Here is a 16398-nt window from a genome sequence, read left to right on the forward strand (position 1 = left end):
ATGCGCTCGGAGCCAGACCTGCCGAGAGAACCGCCAAGGCGCCTAGCGCTGAACAGACGGCGGACACCCGTCTCCCGTTTCGCCCTGCGGAGGACGCGCTTCGCTCGCCGCGCCGGCTGATCCCTGCCACCATGCCTCTGCCTGTCCTCGCTCTTGTCGGTCAGTCGGTCGACGACGCGTCATCGCGCCGCTGGTCCTTGCGCGAACGCTTATCGCCGGAACGCTGATTGCGTGCGGCAGCACGGATCCCGACCGGACCACCGGATGTGTTTCCACCGCCCCTGCTGCCGGGATTTCGGCCCTTCGGCGTTCCGACCACGCCATCACTGCTGCCAACAGGGCGTCGAGCCGCTTGTCCCGAACCCGTACCCGCCATCGGGCCGGGCTTCCCGATCACCCCGCGCTGGCCGGGCTTCTCGCCCATGGCGCGCGAGGTCGCCGCACCTTCACCGCCGACGACCGTGCCGCGCGGCAGTCTGGAACGGTTGGTGCCGGAAGCGCCACCCGTCACGGGTCTTCCGCCGACGACGCCATCGCCGGTACGCCCGGCCCCGGTACGTCCGGCCCCGGTGCGCCCGGGATTGATCGCACCTGTGCCGGTGACCGGGCTCCGGGGAACGCCCGCGGTACGTCCGGCTGCCTGCTCGCTGGCTTTGGGTACTCCACCAACAACGCCGCGCCCCATAGGGCCCGTGCTGCGTCCGCTCGCTTGACCTGGCGTGGACGTACGTCCCGTCGGCCCCATGGGACCTGTTGCCGTACGTCCTGCCGCGGCGCCGCCCGGCGCACCACCGACCCGGCCCTGGGCCGAGACAGGAAGCTTGTTTGCCGGGACACCTCCGAACCCCGACGCTCGCCCCGCCTGTCCTCGGAGGGTCGGAGGAACCCCAGCAGGGCTGAAGGAAGGAAATGCTCCCGCTGTAGTCCCGTTCGTGCCTGCCACCGAGGGTGGTGCGACGGTTGCCGGTTTTACGGCGTCCTGAGGCGGCAGAGTACCGACACTGTCGATCTCCGTGCCCACGTGACGTTCAGGAGTCACCACAGGAACATCCACGCCCCTGTGGGATGTCGGCAATTCTGCCGCTCGCGGTCGTTCCGTCCCGGTGTCTGCAGACTGACGATGGGCGAATCCTGAATTGTTCGTAGCCTGTAGAAGAGTTTTCCCCTCTGGCTCTTCCCTAGGGTCAAAGCCCGGCGGTGGCGGAGGCACCCCCACATCCGGCATCTTAGGAAATACCGGCTCCTCCGCCAGTTGCATCATCCCGCTCGACACCGTGTAGAACGACGCCAGTCGGTACATCTGGTTGATCGCCTCTTGGCGGTCCTTCTCGGCCTTGACCGCTGCCGCGTAGTCCTTGTTGGAGTCGACCTGGGCGGGTACCGGGAAGTCGTCGGCCGTCTTGCGGACGGTGCGGGTGTCGCGCGGCGGCATGGACTTGCGGACGGAGGCGAGGCCGGAGCCTGCCGCCAGGACCTGCGTGCCCACCTCGTCGGCGTAGCCGGCCAGGGCCAGGGCCGTGGTGGTGAGGTCCATGCCCCAGGTGTAGAAGGCGGTGTGGGCCTCGCCCTCCCAGTCGACGGCGCCGAGGTTGCGGCTGAGTTCGTTGGCGGCCTCGTTGATCGCGTCCCGCGCGTCGACGAGGGCCTTGGCCGCGCTCTCCAGCTTCTCCGGGCTCGCCGACTCCACGATGTCGATCATCTCGTTGAGGTCGTAGCCCTCGAAGCTGGTCCTGCCGAAGTTCACGGGAGCGCCGACGTAGAACGGGCTGACCGCGGCCGCCACGTTGCGGACGGTGTCCACGGTGGAGTTCTGCTGGGCCGCGTCCTGGCGTTCGGTCTGGTAGTGGTCGGGCTTGCCGTTGCCGCCGCTCATCAGTACCCCGCGTCCGTGTGGTCGGCCTCGTTGTCGCGCTTGAGGTGCTCGTTCAGCATCTCGGTGCGGTCCCGGTTGACCTCGGTCCGGATCTCGTGGAACCGGTAGCGGAGGTCGTCCTCGAGGTTGTCGAAGGTGACGTCCACGCCGTGGACGGCGATCTGCATCGCCTCGAGTTGGAGGCCGAGCGACTTGGAGAGCGTCGTGATGCGCTCGTGGACGCGCTCGTACTCCAGGTGGAGTGTCTTCGCTTCCGGGAAGTTGCCCGTCCCGAAAGCGGTCTCCGAAAGGCTGTGCGACGCCACCTTGGACGAGCCGCCCGCCGAGTCCTCGAAGGCGGTCAGCAGGTCGTCCACGCGCTTCTTGAACGTCGAAAGCGCCATCAGGCCACGCCGTACGTCGGCGGCACCGCCGCCCATGTCTGCAGGAAGCACGAAGCCATCCCTCCCCGTTCCCCGTTGTCGGCGGCCGTCCTCGGGCAGCACACGCTCCTCAGGCGTTCATGACCGCAACGTGTCCACTGTAATGACTTCCTCCGACAGCCCCAACTGTCATATGAAACAGCCCTGCTACTACCCGACAGGGCTTCACCGATTCTTCACGGCCGGCACCCGGCCACCGGCACCCGGCGACCGGCCACCGGCAACCGGCCACCGGCGCGGCCCGCTACCGCGTACCCGCGACCCTCCGTGCCCGGCGCCGTGCGTCGCGGATCGCCACCGCCGTGCCGCCGAGGCCCGCGACGAGGACCGCCGCGGCCACGGCCACGTACGTGGCGAGGCGGGCGTTGCGCTCGTCGGGGGTCTCGCCCACCTGGAACTTCGCGGCCGTCGGGGCCTTGGCCCGGGTGAGGCCGCCCTGGGGGCTCGGTGATTCGATCGGGTGATCGTCCTCCGTCAGGGCGCGGACCGGGTCGACGACGCCCCAGCCGACCAGGCGGTCGTGGCCGTCGATCGTGCGTTCGGCGGTCTGTTCGATCTGGGCGACGACCTGGGCGGCGGTCCAGTCGGGGTGCCTGGCCTTGATCAGGGCCGCCACGCCCGCGACGTACGGCGCCGAGAAGCTCGTGCCGTTGTCGGAGCAGTGGCCGCCCTGCGGGACCGTGGAGATCATGTCGACGCCGGGCGCCGCCACGCCGACGAAGTCGCCGGACTGCGAGAAGGAGGCGCGCTCGTTGTTGCGGTCCGAGGCGGCGACCGCGAGGACGCCCTCGTAGGACGCCGGGTAGGTCTTCTTGGTGTTGCCGCCGGCGCCGTCGTTGCCGGCCGAGGCCACGACCACGACCTTCCGGGCCAGCGCCTCGTCGATCGCCTTCTTCAGGTCGGGGTCGGGCTCGGCCGCCTGGGAGGTGTCCTGGGAGATGTTGATGACCTGGGCCTCGGCCTGGACGGCGTAGCGGATCGCGGCGGCCAGGGTCCCCGTGTCGCCGTGGCCCTCCGCGTCGTTCTGCTGGATCGGGATGATCGTCGCCTCGGGCGCGAGGCCCACGAAGCCGCTGCCGGCGACGGGGCGGGCCGCGATGATGCCGGCGACCTTGGTGCCGTGGCCGACGGTGTCGGTCGTGCCGTTCTCGGCGCCGCGTTCGATCGGTTCGCCGTCCTCGTCCTTGAGGTTCTTCGGCAGGAGGTTGCGGCCGCTCTTGGCGTCGACCGCGGCGGTGAGCTGCGGGTTCTTCACGTCCACGCCGGTGTCGACGACCGCCACCCGCACGCCTTCGCCCTTGGAGCGGCTCCACAGCTCGTCCAGGAGGACGCGCTGGAGGGACCAGGGGCGCCCCGGGTACAGGCCGTTGGGGAAGCTGCACTGGTCGGAGTAGGGCAGTTTGCCGGCCGCCTCGGCGGGGGGTGCGAGGACCGTGGCCGTCGTCAGGAGCGTCGCGGCCGCCGCCAGCGTCGTACGAAGCACTGCCGTCCCTCTCCTCACGAGCCCTGCGGCTGGCGTGCCGCGGCCGTCGACAGGCGCGGGCCCGTCGGCAGGAACTCCGACCAGGCGACGGGGACCGGCGCCGGGTCCACGTCCTTGTAGCCGAGCCGGTTCTGGGCCTGCTGCGCCTCGCGCTGGAGCTGCTCGCGTTCCTTGGCCGTGGTGCCGATCCCGGCGTCGTCCGTGGCGCTGTCGGCGTTGGACTGCAGGACGTAGCGCAGGCCCGTGTCGGTGACGAGGAACACCGGGCCGGTCTTGGTCTGCTCGCCCTGGAACTGGCGGTAGAGCTGGCCGGAGCCGGGGGTGACGTAGGCGCTGGAGGCTCCGGTGGGCAGCTTGGCCGGGTAGTCCGTGCCCGCCCAGGTGCTCAGGGTGGTGGCGCCCGAGCCGGCGTCCACGTCGCGCAGGACGTTGCAGATCGTGCTGCGGCTGCCGGAGGCGGCCGACGCCTCGTTGACGGGCGCGGGGTCCCCGGTCGGCCAGTTGTGCTCGGTGCCGAACGCCTGGCCCGGCACGATCGCGCCGGGGCTGACCTCGTGGGCCTGGCCGGCCTGGCCGAGGGGGGCCAGTTCCTCGCTGAACAGGAGCAGTTGGGCGATGAAGGCGGAGACCGGGGCGACCCGGCCGGGCAGGACGACGTAGTACTGCTCGGTGTTGTTGTCGAACGCCTTGAGGACCATGCCGACCTTGTCGACCGACGCGTCCAGCTGGCCCGGCGCCCCGGCCGCCGCGCCCGGCTGCCCGGTGATCGCCGGGAAGGTGACCGCGTCGCCCGGGTGCAGGGTGGCCAGCCACTCCGCGGAGACCCGCTGGGGCTCCCGGCCGGAGCCGACCACGGCGCGCAGCAGCAGTTCGTCGCTCTTGTCGACGGGGTAGACGGCGCCGCCCGCGTCCACGACGTAGTGCTTGCCGTCCGGGTCGGCGACGTAGAGCAGCTGGCCGCCGTGCAGGCGCCCCTTGCCGTCGGTGAGCTTCATGTCGCGCGAGGAGAGCACCAGCGCGGCCTTCTGGACGGAGCCGTCGCCGCCCGCGCCCGGACGCTCGCAGACCACCCAGCGCTTGCCTGTGCCGGCCTCGGACGCCGGGGGCAGCCGGTCGGGCGCGTACGGGATGCCGATGGTGACGCCGTGCGGGATCCTGCCGTTGTCGAGGACGGACTCGGCGACGGTCACGACGTCGCCCTGCCCGTCGGCGAGGAGCAGTCTGGCGGAGGCCATGTTGAGGACGGGGTGGAGCTGGACCTGGCCGTCGGTCTTCAGGACGACGTACCGCGTCGTGGACTTGCTGGCCACGATCACCTTGGCGTTGGGCTCGTCCCAGCCCTTGGGCGCGGTCGGCTTGAACATGCCCCACGCCCCGAAGACCGCCATGACGATCACTCCGACGACGATGCCCGGCAGGACGGAGCGCAGGGGGCGCGGCGCGCCCTCCTCCGAACCGTCGGGCGACGACTGCAGGAAGGCCGCGAGCATGCGGCGCTTCGCGAAGGTGTAGGCATTGAGCTGATCGCGCCGGGATGCCATCTGTCTGTGTCTCTCCCCGTTTTCCGTCCGGGCCGCACGCGCGGGTGACGCGGTCCCCCGCCCCCCATGTCGGAGCGGCCCCCTACTATGCCTGGTATCCGCGGGGACTTGGGGAGCGGGTAGGGTTCCCGGGCCGCCAAGTGCCCTGTGGGGTGCTGATTTACGGGCGAGTCGTGAGCAGAACGGGGAGATGGAGTGATGGCTTCGGGAACGCGCGTGCGCTCCGGTGGCCGGTCACGGACGCGGGGCTCCTCGCCGTCCGGGCCGCGGCCGCCGCGACCCCCGCGGGCGGCGCAGCGGTCGGCGGCGCCGGGGACGCTCCACCTCAAGGCGCGTTCGGGGCACGCCGGGGCATTCCGGCTGCAACGCCTCGTCCTGTGGGAGACCGCGGCCGCCGTCCTGCTGGTCGGCTGGGTGATCGGTCCCGTGGCCCTGGGCGCGGCTGGTGTCGTCGCGGCGGTGCTGGTGGTGCTCTCCGTGGCGCGCCGCCGGGGCCGTTCCCTCCCGGAGTGGCTGGCCACCGCGCGGGCGCTGAAGGTACGCCGCCGGCAGGCCGCCAGGCTGGAGGTACCGTCCGGGACCGAGCCGGGGTTCGCCCCGGCCCTGGAGTGCGACCCGAGCCTGCGCACCCACGAGTACGGCAGCCGTGACCGGCGGCCCGTCGGGATCGTCGGCGACGGCACGTTCGTCACCGCCGTGCTGCAGGTCGAGGCGGACGCCACCGCGCTGCGGGCCGAGCGCGGCCGGCAGCCGTTGCCGCTCGCCCTGGTGCACGACGCGCTCGACGTGGACGGCATCCGTCTGGAGTCCGCGCAGATCGTGCTGCACACCCAGCCCGCGCCCGCGCTGCACCTGCCGCGCCAGTCCGTGGCCGTCGCCAACTACGCGCCGCTGCAGGAGCAGACCGGCGCACCGGCGGTGCGCATCACGTGGATCGCGTTGAAGCTGGATCCGGAGCTGTGCCCGGAGGCGGTCGCCGCGCGCGGCGGCGGTCTCGTCGGCGCGCAGAAGTGCGTCGTGCGGGCGGCCGACCACCTGGCGAGCCGGCTGACCGGTGCCGGGTTCCGGGCGACCGTGCTCGACGAGGAGGGGCTGACGGCCGCCCTCGCCACCTCGGTGTGCGCCAACCCCCTGGTGACGGCGGAGGCCGGACGGACGGGGGCGGTGGACCGGCGTACCGAGGAGTCCGGCCGGAGCTGGCGGTGCGACAACCGGCGGCACACGACGTACTGGGTGCGCCGGTGGCCCGCGCTGGGCGGTGGCGGCGGTCCGTCGCTGCCGCAGTTCGTCGCCCTGGTCACCGCGGTCCCGGCGCTGGCGACGACCTTCAGCCTCACCCTCGCGCGCGGCGAGCGGCAGGAGGTGTCCCTGAGCGGCCACGTCCGGGTGACGGGACGCAGTGACGACGAACTCGTGGCGGCCAGGCGCGCGGTGCAGGGCGCGGCCCGGCACGCCGGCGCGGGGCTCGCCCGCCTCGACCGCGAACAGGTGCCCGGCATCCTGGCCACGCTGCCCCTCGGAGGTGTTCGATGACGGCGACGACGGCACGGACCGGCGCACCCGAGCCTTCTTCCGGCGACCCGGGGCCGCGGTCGCCGCGGTCCCCGCGGTCGCCGCGCGCCGGCTTCGGGCTGATCGGTCCGCGGCACGGCCGGCACTCGGTGTCCGTGGACCAACTGGAGTCGCTGGCACTGCCGATCGGGGACGACGGCGTCGTCATCGGCGTGGACGCCGAGGGGCGGCCCGCCGTCCTGGGCGTCAACCGGCCCACGCCCTACGACGTCGTCCTGATCGGGGGTCTGTGGACCGCCCAGGTGCTCGCGCTCAGGGCGGCGGCCACCGGAGCGCGGGTGGCCGTGGAGACGGGCCGGCCGCAGGCGTGGGCGCAGATGGTGCACGCCATGGGCGGCGGGCAGAACGGCCTGGCGGTGCACGAGGTCGGCCGGGTGCCCCCGCAGGGCGCGTCGGCGGGCACCCCGGTGCTGGTGGTGCGGGACTGCGGGATGCGTCCGCCGCGCGGGCGCGTCGCCTCCGGGCCCTGGCAGGCGGTGCTGACCCTGCTGCCGTACCTCTCCCCGGTCGCCCCCCGGCTGCTGCGGCAGGCGCGGCTCGTCGGCGTGCAGCGGATCTCGCCGGACGAGTCGGCGGAGCTGGGCCGCACGCTGGCGCTGCCGCGCGCGGACGTGGAGGCGCTGCCGACGCTCGCCGACGGCCTCACCCTGTGGTGCGCGGACCGCGACCGGCAGTACGTGATGACGCAGCCCACGGACGCGGAGATCGGGTTGCTGGGCACGCCCCGGCGCATGGACTGAGCCGGTCGCCGGATTCCCCGCCTCGCCCCTTTCCGGCTTCCCGGTACGGCAGTTGCGGGGTTATGGCCGTTTTGCGGGCGGGGGGCGCGCGTGAGCACACTCGTCGGGAAGCCGGTGACGTGATGGACTGGCGCCGAGGGTGGACGGGCCTGCCTGGGCGGGGCGTCCGATGATTAGGCTGGTGCCGGGCGCGATGCCGGAAAGCGTGGGGTGGGCGTCGGTGTCCCGGGGGAGAGCCGGCACTCGAGGCGCCCCCGGACGGCCTCGGACCACCGCGTACGACGAGAAACGGTCGCCCCGGCACGGCTTGAGGGTGCTCGACCACACCAGGAGGAACTGTGAGCAGCGATCGGGACGGGATCCGCGGGGGCTGGGCCACACCCGGCGATGACCAGACCGACGCGGAGTCCGCCGTCGACACGACGGGCGAGTTCACCATCGACTACGCGCCGCCCGCCTGGTACACGCAGAACGCGGCGGGCGATTCGGGGTCGGGGACCGAGACGGGCACCGGATCGGCGGCGGGTGCCGGCGGGCCGGTTCCGCCGCCCCCCGCGCACGTGACGCCCGGGGCGCCGTACGCGCCTCCGGGCCCGCCGGCGGCCGGGGCTCCCTTCGTCCCGCCAGCGCCGACGCCCGCGTCCGAGTCCGCGTCCTCGTCCTCGTCCTCGTCCTCGTCCGAACCGGCGGCCGGGGGCGGAGCGCCGTACCCGCCGCCCGTGGCTCCCGCTCCGGAAGCGCCGTTCGCTCCGCCCGCCGCTTCGCCGGCTCCCGTCGGCGAGCCGGTCGCCGTGCCCCGGCTGCCGGCGGCCGCCGGGTTCGAGCCGCAGCAGCCGGCCGCGGTGCCCGCCGCGGCGGAGGAGGGCGGTTCCGGGAACGGTGATCTCGAGAGCGGCGCGACCATGCGTTTCTCGGCGGTCGCCCTGAAGCGGCAGATCGAGGAGCGGGCCGGGGCGGACGACAGCGGGGCCGGGGCGGACGCCGCGGTCCCGGCGGACGACGCCCGGACCGACGCCGCGAGCGACGAGGTCCGCGAGGGCTCCCCCTCCGGGGCGGAGGCCGAGGGAACGAACGCCGGAACCGCGTCGTCCCCGGCGTCCGGGACCGCGTCCGAGGGCACCGTGCCCGAAGGAGCCGTACCCGAAGGAGCCGTGCCCGAGGGCGCTGCTCCCGACGCGGCGGACGGGGGCCGGCAGGACGCCGGACCGGCCGTCGGGGACGACGCGGCTCCCGCGGCCGTGTCCGCGGTCACGGCGGACTCCGTCACCGGGCCCGCCGACGCGGAGTACGAGGACGGGGGCCCCGCGGACGAGAACGCCGCGGACGAGAACGCCGCGGACGAGGCTCCCTCGGACGACGTGCCCGCCGGGTCGGACACCCCTGCGGAAGCCGAACCGCCGGCCGCCGCGCCCGCGGACGCGGTACCGGTCGTCCCGCCGTCGGACGCCGTCCTGCCGGACGCGGCCGCTCCGCAGGACGCCCCGCCGATGGGCCCGCCCGCCTGGACTCCCCCGCCGGCCCCGCAGAGCGGGCTGCCGCCGCTGCCGCCGTCGTACCAGCCCGCCGCGCCCGCGCCGGCGGCCGAGTGGCCGGCGCAACCGCTGCCGCAGCCGCCCGCGCCGCCGCAGACCCAGCCGCCCGCGCCGGCGGCCTGGACCCCCGCTCCGCCCGCCGCACCGGCAGCGGGGCCCACGCCCCAGCCTGCGTACGGTTTCCCCCAGCCCTCCGCCCCGCAGCAGCCGGGCACCCCGCCCGCGCCCGCCTCCCAGCCGGGCTACGGCTTCCCCCAGCCCCCGGCCCCCGTACCCGGCCCCCCGGCCGGTTACGGCTTCCCGCAGCCCCCCGCCCCTGCCGCCCCGCAGCAGCCGGGCACCCCGCCCGCGTCCGGCCCTCAGCCGGGTTACGGCTTCCCGCAGCCTCCCGCGCCCGGCTCCCAGCCGGGCCAGGGGTTCCCGCAGCCCCCCGCGCCCACGCCTCCCGCCGCTCCCGGTGGTCACGGCTTCCCCCAGCAGACCCCGGCCGCCCCGGAGCCGCCCGCGCCCGGCCCTCACCAGGGACCGGCCCCTCACTCCCCGCAGGCGCAGACCGCCCCGCAGGCACCGCCCGCTCCCGCCGGTCACGGCTTCCCGCAGCCGCCGCAGGCCCCCGACGCACCGCGGACACCGCAAGCACCGCAGCCCCTCCAGGACCCCCAGGCCTTCCAGGCCCCCCAGGTCCCGGCCGGTGTCCCCCACCAGGCGGGCGGCCACCCCCGGGCCGCCACGCCCCAGGGGTTCCCGCAGGGCTCTCCTCAGGGTTTCCCCGGACAGCCGCCGCACGCGGCACAGGCGGCCCAGCCCCAGGACGCTCCCGCGCCCCAGCCGCCGCAGGCCCCCGTCGACCCGCGGGCCGGCGCCGCCTGGCCGCAGCCGATCCAGCACGACCAGCGGCAGCCGGTCAACCCCGGTGCCGCACCGCTGGGTTACACCGCGGCCGTCGAACTGTCCTCGGACCGGCTGCTCAACAACAAGAAGCAGAAGGCGAAGAGCAGCCGCCCGACGGCCGGCGGCAGCCGGTTCAAGATCGGCGGCAAGAAGGAGGAGGCGGAGCGGCAGCGGAAGCTGGAGCTGATCCGGACGCCGGTGCTGTCCTGCTACCGCATCGCGGTCATCAGCCTCAAGGGCGGTGTCGGCAAGACGACCACGACCACCGCGCTCGGCTCGACCCTCGCCACCGAGCGGCAGGACAAGATCCTCGCGATCGACGCGAACCCCGACGCCGGCACGCTCGGCCGCCGGGTGCGGCGCGAGACCGGGGCCACGATCCGCGACCTCGTCCAGGCGATCCCGTACCTCAACTCCTACATGGACATCCGGCGGTTCACCTCGCAGGCCGCCTCCGGCCTGGAGATCATCGCCAACGACGTCGACCCGGCCGTCTCCACGACGTTCAACGACGAGGACTACCGGCGCGCGATAGACGTCCTGGGCAGGCAGTACCCGATCATCCTCACCGACTCGGGCACCGGTCTGCTCTACAGCGCCATGCGCGGGGTGCTCGACCTCGCGGACCAGCTCATCATCATCTCGACGCCGTCGGTGGACGGCGCGAGCAGTGCCAGCACGACGCTGGACTGGCTGTCCGCGCACGGGTACGCCGAGTTGGTCTCGCGGTCCATCACCGTCATCTCCGGCGTCCGCGAGACCGGCAAGATGATCAAGGTGGAGGACATCGTCAGCCACTTCGAGACGCGGTGCCGGGGTGTCGTCGTGGTGCCGTTCGACGAGCACCTCGCCGCCGGCGCCGAGGTCGACCTCGACATGATGCGGCCGAAGGTGCGGGAGTCGTACTTCAACCTGGCGGCGATGGTCGCGGAGGACTTCGTCCGGCACCAGCAGATGCACGGCCTGTGGACCAACGACGGCAACCCGCCGCCGGTCGCCGCCCCGCCCCTGCCGGGCCAGGCCCAGCCGTATCAAGCCCAGCCGTATCAGGCCCAGCCGCCGTACCCGGCCCAGCCGCAGCCCGGCCCGCCGTATCCCGCCGCGCCCCAGCAGCCGGGCGGACCCCACCCCCCGCAGGGCCGGTCCCCGCAGCCGTACCCGCAGGCGCCGCAGCCCGGCCCGCCGTACCCGGGCCATGACCAGCAGTACCAGCAGCCCGCCTTCCCGCCCCAGCCCCAGCCCCAGCCCCAGGGCGGCCCGGACGGACGGACTCCTCCGCCGCCCCCTCAGCAGTAACGGCGAGGGGGGGGGGGGGGGGGGGGGGGGGGGGGGGGCCCCCCCCCCCCCCCCGCGGGGGGGGGGGGGGGGGGGGGGGGGGGGTGTGGGGGGGGGGGGGGGGGCCCCCCCCCCCCCCCCCAGCCCCCGCCCCGGGGCGCCCCGCCCGCACGGACTCCCCCGCCGCCCCCAAAGCATAAACGCCCCGGCCCGTCGGGGGCCCGGTCCCATGGCCCCCGGCCCCCCCTTCGCGCGTCGTGGGAGCGGGCGGGCCAGGTTCTTTCGTTCGGATCAGGCCGGCCCCCGCGAGCCCGGCATGATCCGGACGAGAGGCCCTAGCGGCCCGCCTCCGCCACCAGTTCCCGGCAGCGCTTCACGTCCACCGCCATCTGCTCGAGCAGTCCCTCCAGGGACTCGAACTTCGCCTGGCCGCGGACGAAGGCCAGGAAGTCGACCGCCACGTGGAGGCCGTACAGGTCGAGGCCGACGCGGTCGATGGCGTACGCCTCCACCGTGCGCTCGGTGCCGTCGAACTGCGGGTTGGTCCCGACGGAGATGGCGGCCGGCATCGCCTCGCCGCCCACGTGCAGCCAGCCGGCGTAGACGCCGTCGGCCGGGACCGCGGTGTGCGGGAGGGTCTCCACGTTCGCCGTGGGGAAGCCGAGCTCGCGGCCGCGCTGCGCGCCCCGCACGACCACGCCCTCGACGCGGTGCGGGCGGCCCAGGATCTCCGCGGCGCCCCCGACGTCGCCCTCGGCGACCAGGCGCCGGGTCAGCGTCGAGGAGAACGGCTCACCGCCGCCCGCGTCACCGCAGACGAACAGGTCGACGACCTCGACCTCGAAGTCGTAGACCTTGCCCTGCTCGGTGAGGAACGCGACGTCGCCCGCGGCCTTGTGGCCGAAACGGAAGTTGGGGCCCTCGACGACCGCCCTGGCGTGCAGCTTGTCGACCAGGACCTTGACGACGAAGTCGGCGGGCGACAGCTTCGAGAACTCGGTGGTGAAGGGGAGGACGAGGACCGCTTCCACGCCCAGGTCCGCCATCAGCTCGGCGCGGCGGTGGTGCGGGGCGAGCAGCGGCGGGTGGCTGCCGGGGCGCACGACCTCGCTGGGGTGCGGGTCGAAGGTGACGACGACGCAGGGCACGCCCAGTTCGCGGGCCCGGTCCACGGCGTGCCGGACGATCAGCTGGTGTCCGCGGTGGACGCCGTCGTAGGAGCCGATGGTGACGACGCTGCGCCCCCAGTCCTGGGGGATGTCCTCCAAGCCACGCCAGCGCTGCACTGTGACCGCTCCTCGAACCCGTGTCCGGTGTTTGTCGTGTGTTCGTGTGTTCCGTTGACCGCGTACGCAGCTCTAAGGGTGCCATGCCGGGGGTCCGCGGCCCGCATCGGGCTTGGGCGCTGTGACCCGCCCCACCCCCGCCCCACTGCCCCGCCCCACTGCCCCAAAGCCTTCGGCGCGGCCCTCTGGTCGGGCGGCCCTGATCAGACGGGGACCCGCGCACCCGCCAGGTGCTCGATCGTGCGGCGGGCGCTCGGGCCGACCAGTGCCGCCCACTCCGCCGGCCGTCCGGTGAGCCAGTCCGCGAGCTGTGCGGCAAAGCCGGGGGTGTGGCGGGCCAGGTCGAGCAGGCCGCGGTCGAAGCGGGCGGCGCCCTGCGGGGTGCGGCCGAGCAGGAGGCCGGTGCGGTGGACGAGGACGCGCAGGTCCGGGCCGCTGAGCCGGCCGGCCGCGTGCAGCACGGCGTCCAGGACGGCGACGTCGTGCTCGTGGGCGAGCACGGCGTCCAGCAGGTCCCGGCGGAGGGCGCCGGGCCCGGCCAGGACCCCCGCCAGGGCGGCCCGTACGGCCTCGGACGCCCCGTCCAGCAATCCGGTGACCAGGGGGAACAGCACGTCCGAAGCGGGCCGGCCGAGGTCGAGGCACTCGTCGAGGCAGACGGCGAGGTGGCCGGCGGCCTCCGGGCGCCGCTCCACCGCCTCGCGCAGGAGCGGTGCCACCCGGCGGGCCAGGGCCGGCGGGGTGGCGTCGACCAGGGCGCGCAGCAGGGGTCCGGTGTCCGTGCCGGGTCCGTCCAGCCGGGCGCGGCAGGCGTCGAGGACCGCGTCCGGGTGGTCGGCGAGGGCGGTGAGCAGCGCGCTCGGGGGCAGCGCCGGGTCGTCCCGCGCGAACCGCTCCAGGGCGGACGGCAGATGCCGGTCGCGGGTCTCGGGGTCACGGACGAGGAGGGCGAGGGCGGCCCCGTGGAGGTCCCGGTCGGCGGGGCGGGCGAGGACCGTGAGGGCGGCGTGCCGCAGCAGCTCGCGGTCGGGGCGGGTGTGCGCGTGCGCCGCCGCGCGCTGCCCGTGCGCCATCGCCGCGGCCCGCCGCCGCGGTCGTCCGTCGCGCGCCCACCGGTCCACGGCCCGGCACAGCGCGGAGGGTTCCTCCTCGGCGAGCACGGCGAGGAGTTCGTCGGCGCGCGGGTGCGCGCGGTCCACGAGGACCTCGGTGAGGTCGTCCAGGCCGCGGTGCCGGTGGGTGTGCAGCAGGGCCTGCGCGGCCGTCGCCACGGTGGCGTGCGGCATCGCGGGAAGCGGCCGCTCGTCGTCGAACCAGAGCGCGAGCAGCGGCTGTACGGCGCCGGCGTCGTCGGCGAGCAGCCGGGCGACGGCGTCGAGGTGGCGGGGCGCGTCCTCGGCGTCCGGGGCCGGGTCCGCGAGGACCAGCCGGCGCAGCAGGTCGAGGCGGAGGCCGGGCGGGAGCGACAGGGCGGCCCAGAAGTCCGGGCCGAACCCGGCCGTCCGGTCCGGCCGGTCGCACCGGCCGACGACGAGGTCGGCCAGACGGCGCAGGACGTCCGCGTAGGGGGTCGCGTCCGGGACGCGCGGCAGGGTCCCGGCGAGCAGCCGGGCGGCCCACCAGGAGTCCGGGTCGGCCTCCAGCGCGTGGGTCAACTCCTCCAGGCGAGGGCCGAGTCGGCGGGCCCCCTGCTGCCGACCGAGATGCAGCAGCGCCTGCACGACGGGGCCGATGCGGTGGTGCGGGACGGGCAGCGGGTGGGCGCCGGCGGCGGTCCGCGGACGGTGGACGAGGGCGTGCAGGGCCTCGTCCAGGTCGAGGTGCAGGCCCTGGAGCCAGTCGGAGACCTCCTCGTGGGCGAAGCGGTAGCCGCCGCCGGCGGGCACCAGGAGTCCCTCGGCGAGGACGGCGGACGCCCAGCCGGTGCCGCCGCCGAGCCGGACGGGCGCGGGCCCCCACGGGAACACCGCCTCGAACGACGTCCGGTCCAGCTCGCCCTGGCCCGGCCCGAGGCAGCGCCGGGCGGCCTCGTGGACCTGTCCGGAGACCTTCGCGGCGAGCAGGCGCACGGCGGTGCCGCGCACGCCGTTCTCCGCGGCCAGCCGGACCGCGATCCGCAGGCACATCAGGTCCAGGTGGGCGGCGAGGACGTCGTCGCGGCCGACGGGCGTGGTGCGGTCGGGGTCGGGGAGGGCGGCGCGGACCTCCGCGTACAGGCGGAGGGTGAGGGGGTGCCGGGCGTCGGGGCCGGTGAGGGCGTCGTCCGGGATGCCGAGCCGGGCACGGGCCTGTCCGGCCTCGGCCGAGGTGAGGTCGTCGAGCGGGACGCGGGGCGGCAGGTCCCGGTCCGCGCGGCCGTACAGCGCGTCCGCCGGGACGTGCGGGCCGGCCTGCTCCCAGTGCTCCGCCCGGCACGCCACCACCAGCCGGGCTCCGGTCTCCCGCAGCCAGCCGACGGTGCCCTCGGTCCACTCGGGGAGGCGGTGGGCGAGCAGGGGCGGCATCTCCTCGGGGCCGTCGAGGAGGAGCAGCATCGGGCGGCCGGCGGCACGGGCGAGGTGGGCGAGCCGTTCCGGGGTCGGGGCGTCGAGGGCGGGGACGGGGCGGGACGCGGCGACGATCCGGGCGGCGCGGGTCAGTGCGCGGCGGGCCGCGTCGGCGACGGAGCGGTCCGCCTCCCGCAGGTCGGCGCCACGCAGCCACAGGGTGGGCGCCGGTCGCGGGCCGCGGGCGCGCCGGCCGGCGAGGGCCGCGAGTTCGGTGGTACGGCCGCTGCCGGGGGCGCCGACCAGGGCGAGGACGGTGGCCCGGCTCTCGGCGAAGGCGGCGAACTCTCCTGCGGGCAGGGCGCGTTCGACCGCGGCGTGGAGGTGGGCGGGCGGTCCGCCGGAGCCGACGGAGGTGGCCGCGAGTTCGAGGACGCCCGCCAGGTTGAGGTCGGCGCCGTAGGCGGGGACGGTGGCGGCGTTGCGGGCGAGCAGGTCGGCGAGGGGGCCGCCCGGCGGGCCGGGGCGCAGGGGGACGGCGAAGCCGGTGTCGTGGTGGTCGGAGCGCAGGGCGGTGCCCAGGACGGCGACGACGGCGCCGGTCTCCGCGTCGAGCACGGGCCCGCCGGCCGCGCCCCCGCCGAGCCGCAGCGCGTCCCGCCCCGCCGTGCCGATGGCCAGCTCCAGGCAGTGCGCGAGGCGGTGGAAGCGGTCCGTGGCCGTGTACGTCGCGGAGGTCGCCGCCAGCACCCGCGCCTCGCGCCAGCAGCCGGCGGCCAGCCGGACGTAGGTGCCGTTGCCGACGCCCTCGCGCACGGTGACCGGCAGGGGGTCCGCGTCGAGGCCCTCGGTGCGCACCAGGGCCAGGTCCAGTTCCGGGAGCGGGGTGACCGCGTCGGCGGTGACGACGCGGCCGTGCTCGCCGGCGCCGTACAGGACGAGGCGGGTCAGGCCGTCGACGGCCTCGTGGCTGGTGACGACGGTTCCGTGGTGGTCGGCCAGGAAGCCGGTGCCGCGGGGGCGGCCGGCGAGGTCCTGGACGCGGACCAGCGAGGGGCCGGGGAAGGGGCGCGGGTCGTCCTCGTGCGCCGCCCGGGGGCCGTACCGCGGTGTCCCGCGGCCGCCTTCGGTGCGCGGGCCCCGTCCCGCCATCGCCGTACCTCCCCGCCGCGCCCGCGTGTCCTCGGGTCGACGGTAGGCGTGCGGTGATCGGCGGGACAGACCGTGACGCGAACGCGCCCCCGTGCACTCCCTCGGTTCACTCCGAGCGCCCGTCCGGACGGGTGAATGAACGGGG

The 16398-nt window shown here is 75.3% G+C and carries 9 protein-coding genes; 3 read left to right on the top strand and 6 right to left on the bottom strand.

The annotated features are described in order from the left end of the window. Positions 1 to 160 precede the first annotated feature (160 nt). From ACZ5FU_RS00110 to eccB, 4 genes are all read right to left on the bottom strand, one after another. Positions 161 to 1873, bottom strand: a complete 1713-nt coding sequence (locus tag ACZ5FU_RS00110) for a WXG100 family type VII secretion target (RefSeq protein ID WP_468646723.1) — start codon at positions 1871 to 1873, stop codon at positions 161 to 163. After that, a complete protein-coding gene (locus ACZ5FU_RS00115) occupies positions 1873 to 2307 on the bottom strand; it encodes a hypothetical protein (RefSeq protein ID WP_451530783.1) in 435 nt (144 codons plus the stop codon). The genes ACZ5FU_RS00110 and ACZ5FU_RS00115 overlap by 1 nt, the downstream gene beginning before the upstream one ends. A gap of 232 nt (positions 2308 to 2539) precedes the next feature. Then, positions 2540 to 3778: a type VII secretion-associated serine protease mycosin gene (gene mycP, locus ACZ5FU_RS00120; RefSeq protein WP_469043991.1), complete on the bottom strand. Its 1239-nt coding sequence runs from the start codon at positions 3776 to 3778 to the stop codon at positions 2540 to 2542. Positions 3779 to 3792: 14 nt separating this feature from the next. Further along, complete coding sequence (eccB, locus tag ACZ5FU_RS00125; protein WP_451530785.1) at positions 3793 to 5319, bottom strand: type VII secretion protein EccB; 1527 nt, start codon at positions 5317 to 5319, stop codon at positions 3793 to 3795. A 198-nt stretch (positions 5320 to 5517) separates the two neighbouring features. On the opposite strand from eccB, the gene eccE reads away from it, so the two are divergent. The 3 genes from eccE to ACZ5FU_RS00140 all read left to right on the top strand — a co-directional run bounded on the left by eccE (position 5518) and on the right by ACZ5FU_RS00140 (position 11350). Beyond that, on the top strand, positions 5518 to 6852 hold the full coding sequence (gene eccE, locus ACZ5FU_RS00130; RefSeq protein ID WP_451781902.1) for a type VII secretion protein EccE: 1335 nt from the start codon (positions 5518 to 5520) through the stop codon (positions 6850 to 6852). After that, the gene (locus tag ACZ5FU_RS00135; RefSeq protein WP_451530787.1) at positions 6849 to 7631 is read left to right on the top strand and encodes a hypothetical protein; all 783 of its coding nucleotides are present in this window, start codon (positions 6849 to 6851) and stop codon (positions 7629 to 7631) included. Before eccE ends, ACZ5FU_RS00135 begins: the two co-directional genes overlap by 4 nt. Positions 7632 to 7969: 338 nt before the next feature. Continuing rightward, positions 7970 to 11350: an SCO5717 family growth-regulating ATPase gene (locus tag ACZ5FU_RS00140; RefSeq protein ID WP_469043993.1), complete on the top strand. Its 3381-nt coding sequence runs from the start codon at positions 7970 to 7972 to the stop codon at positions 11348 to 11350. Positions 11351 to 11664: 314 nt separating this feature from the next. Here the strand turns inward: ACZ5FU_RS00140 and ACZ5FU_RS00145 are convergent, their stop codons facing one another. Further along, positions 11665 to 12615 carry a bifunctional riboflavin kinase/FAD synthetase gene (locus ACZ5FU_RS00145; protein WP_469043995.1) on the bottom strand — a complete coding sequence of 317 codons (951 nt, stop codon included), beginning with the start codon at positions 12613 to 12615 and terminating at the stop codon, positions 11665 to 11667. Between the two features lie 203 nt (positions 12616 to 12818). Further along, positions 12819 to 16253 carry a trypsin-like peptidase domain-containing protein gene (locus tag ACZ5FU_RS00150; RefSeq protein WP_469043997.1) on the bottom strand — a complete coding sequence of 1145 codons (3435 nt, stop codon included), beginning with the start codon at positions 16251 to 16253 and terminating at the stop codon, positions 12819 to 12821. Positions 16254 to 16398: the final 145 nt, after the last annotated feature.

This window comes from Streptomyces sp. NPDC031554 (assembly GCF_055580685.1).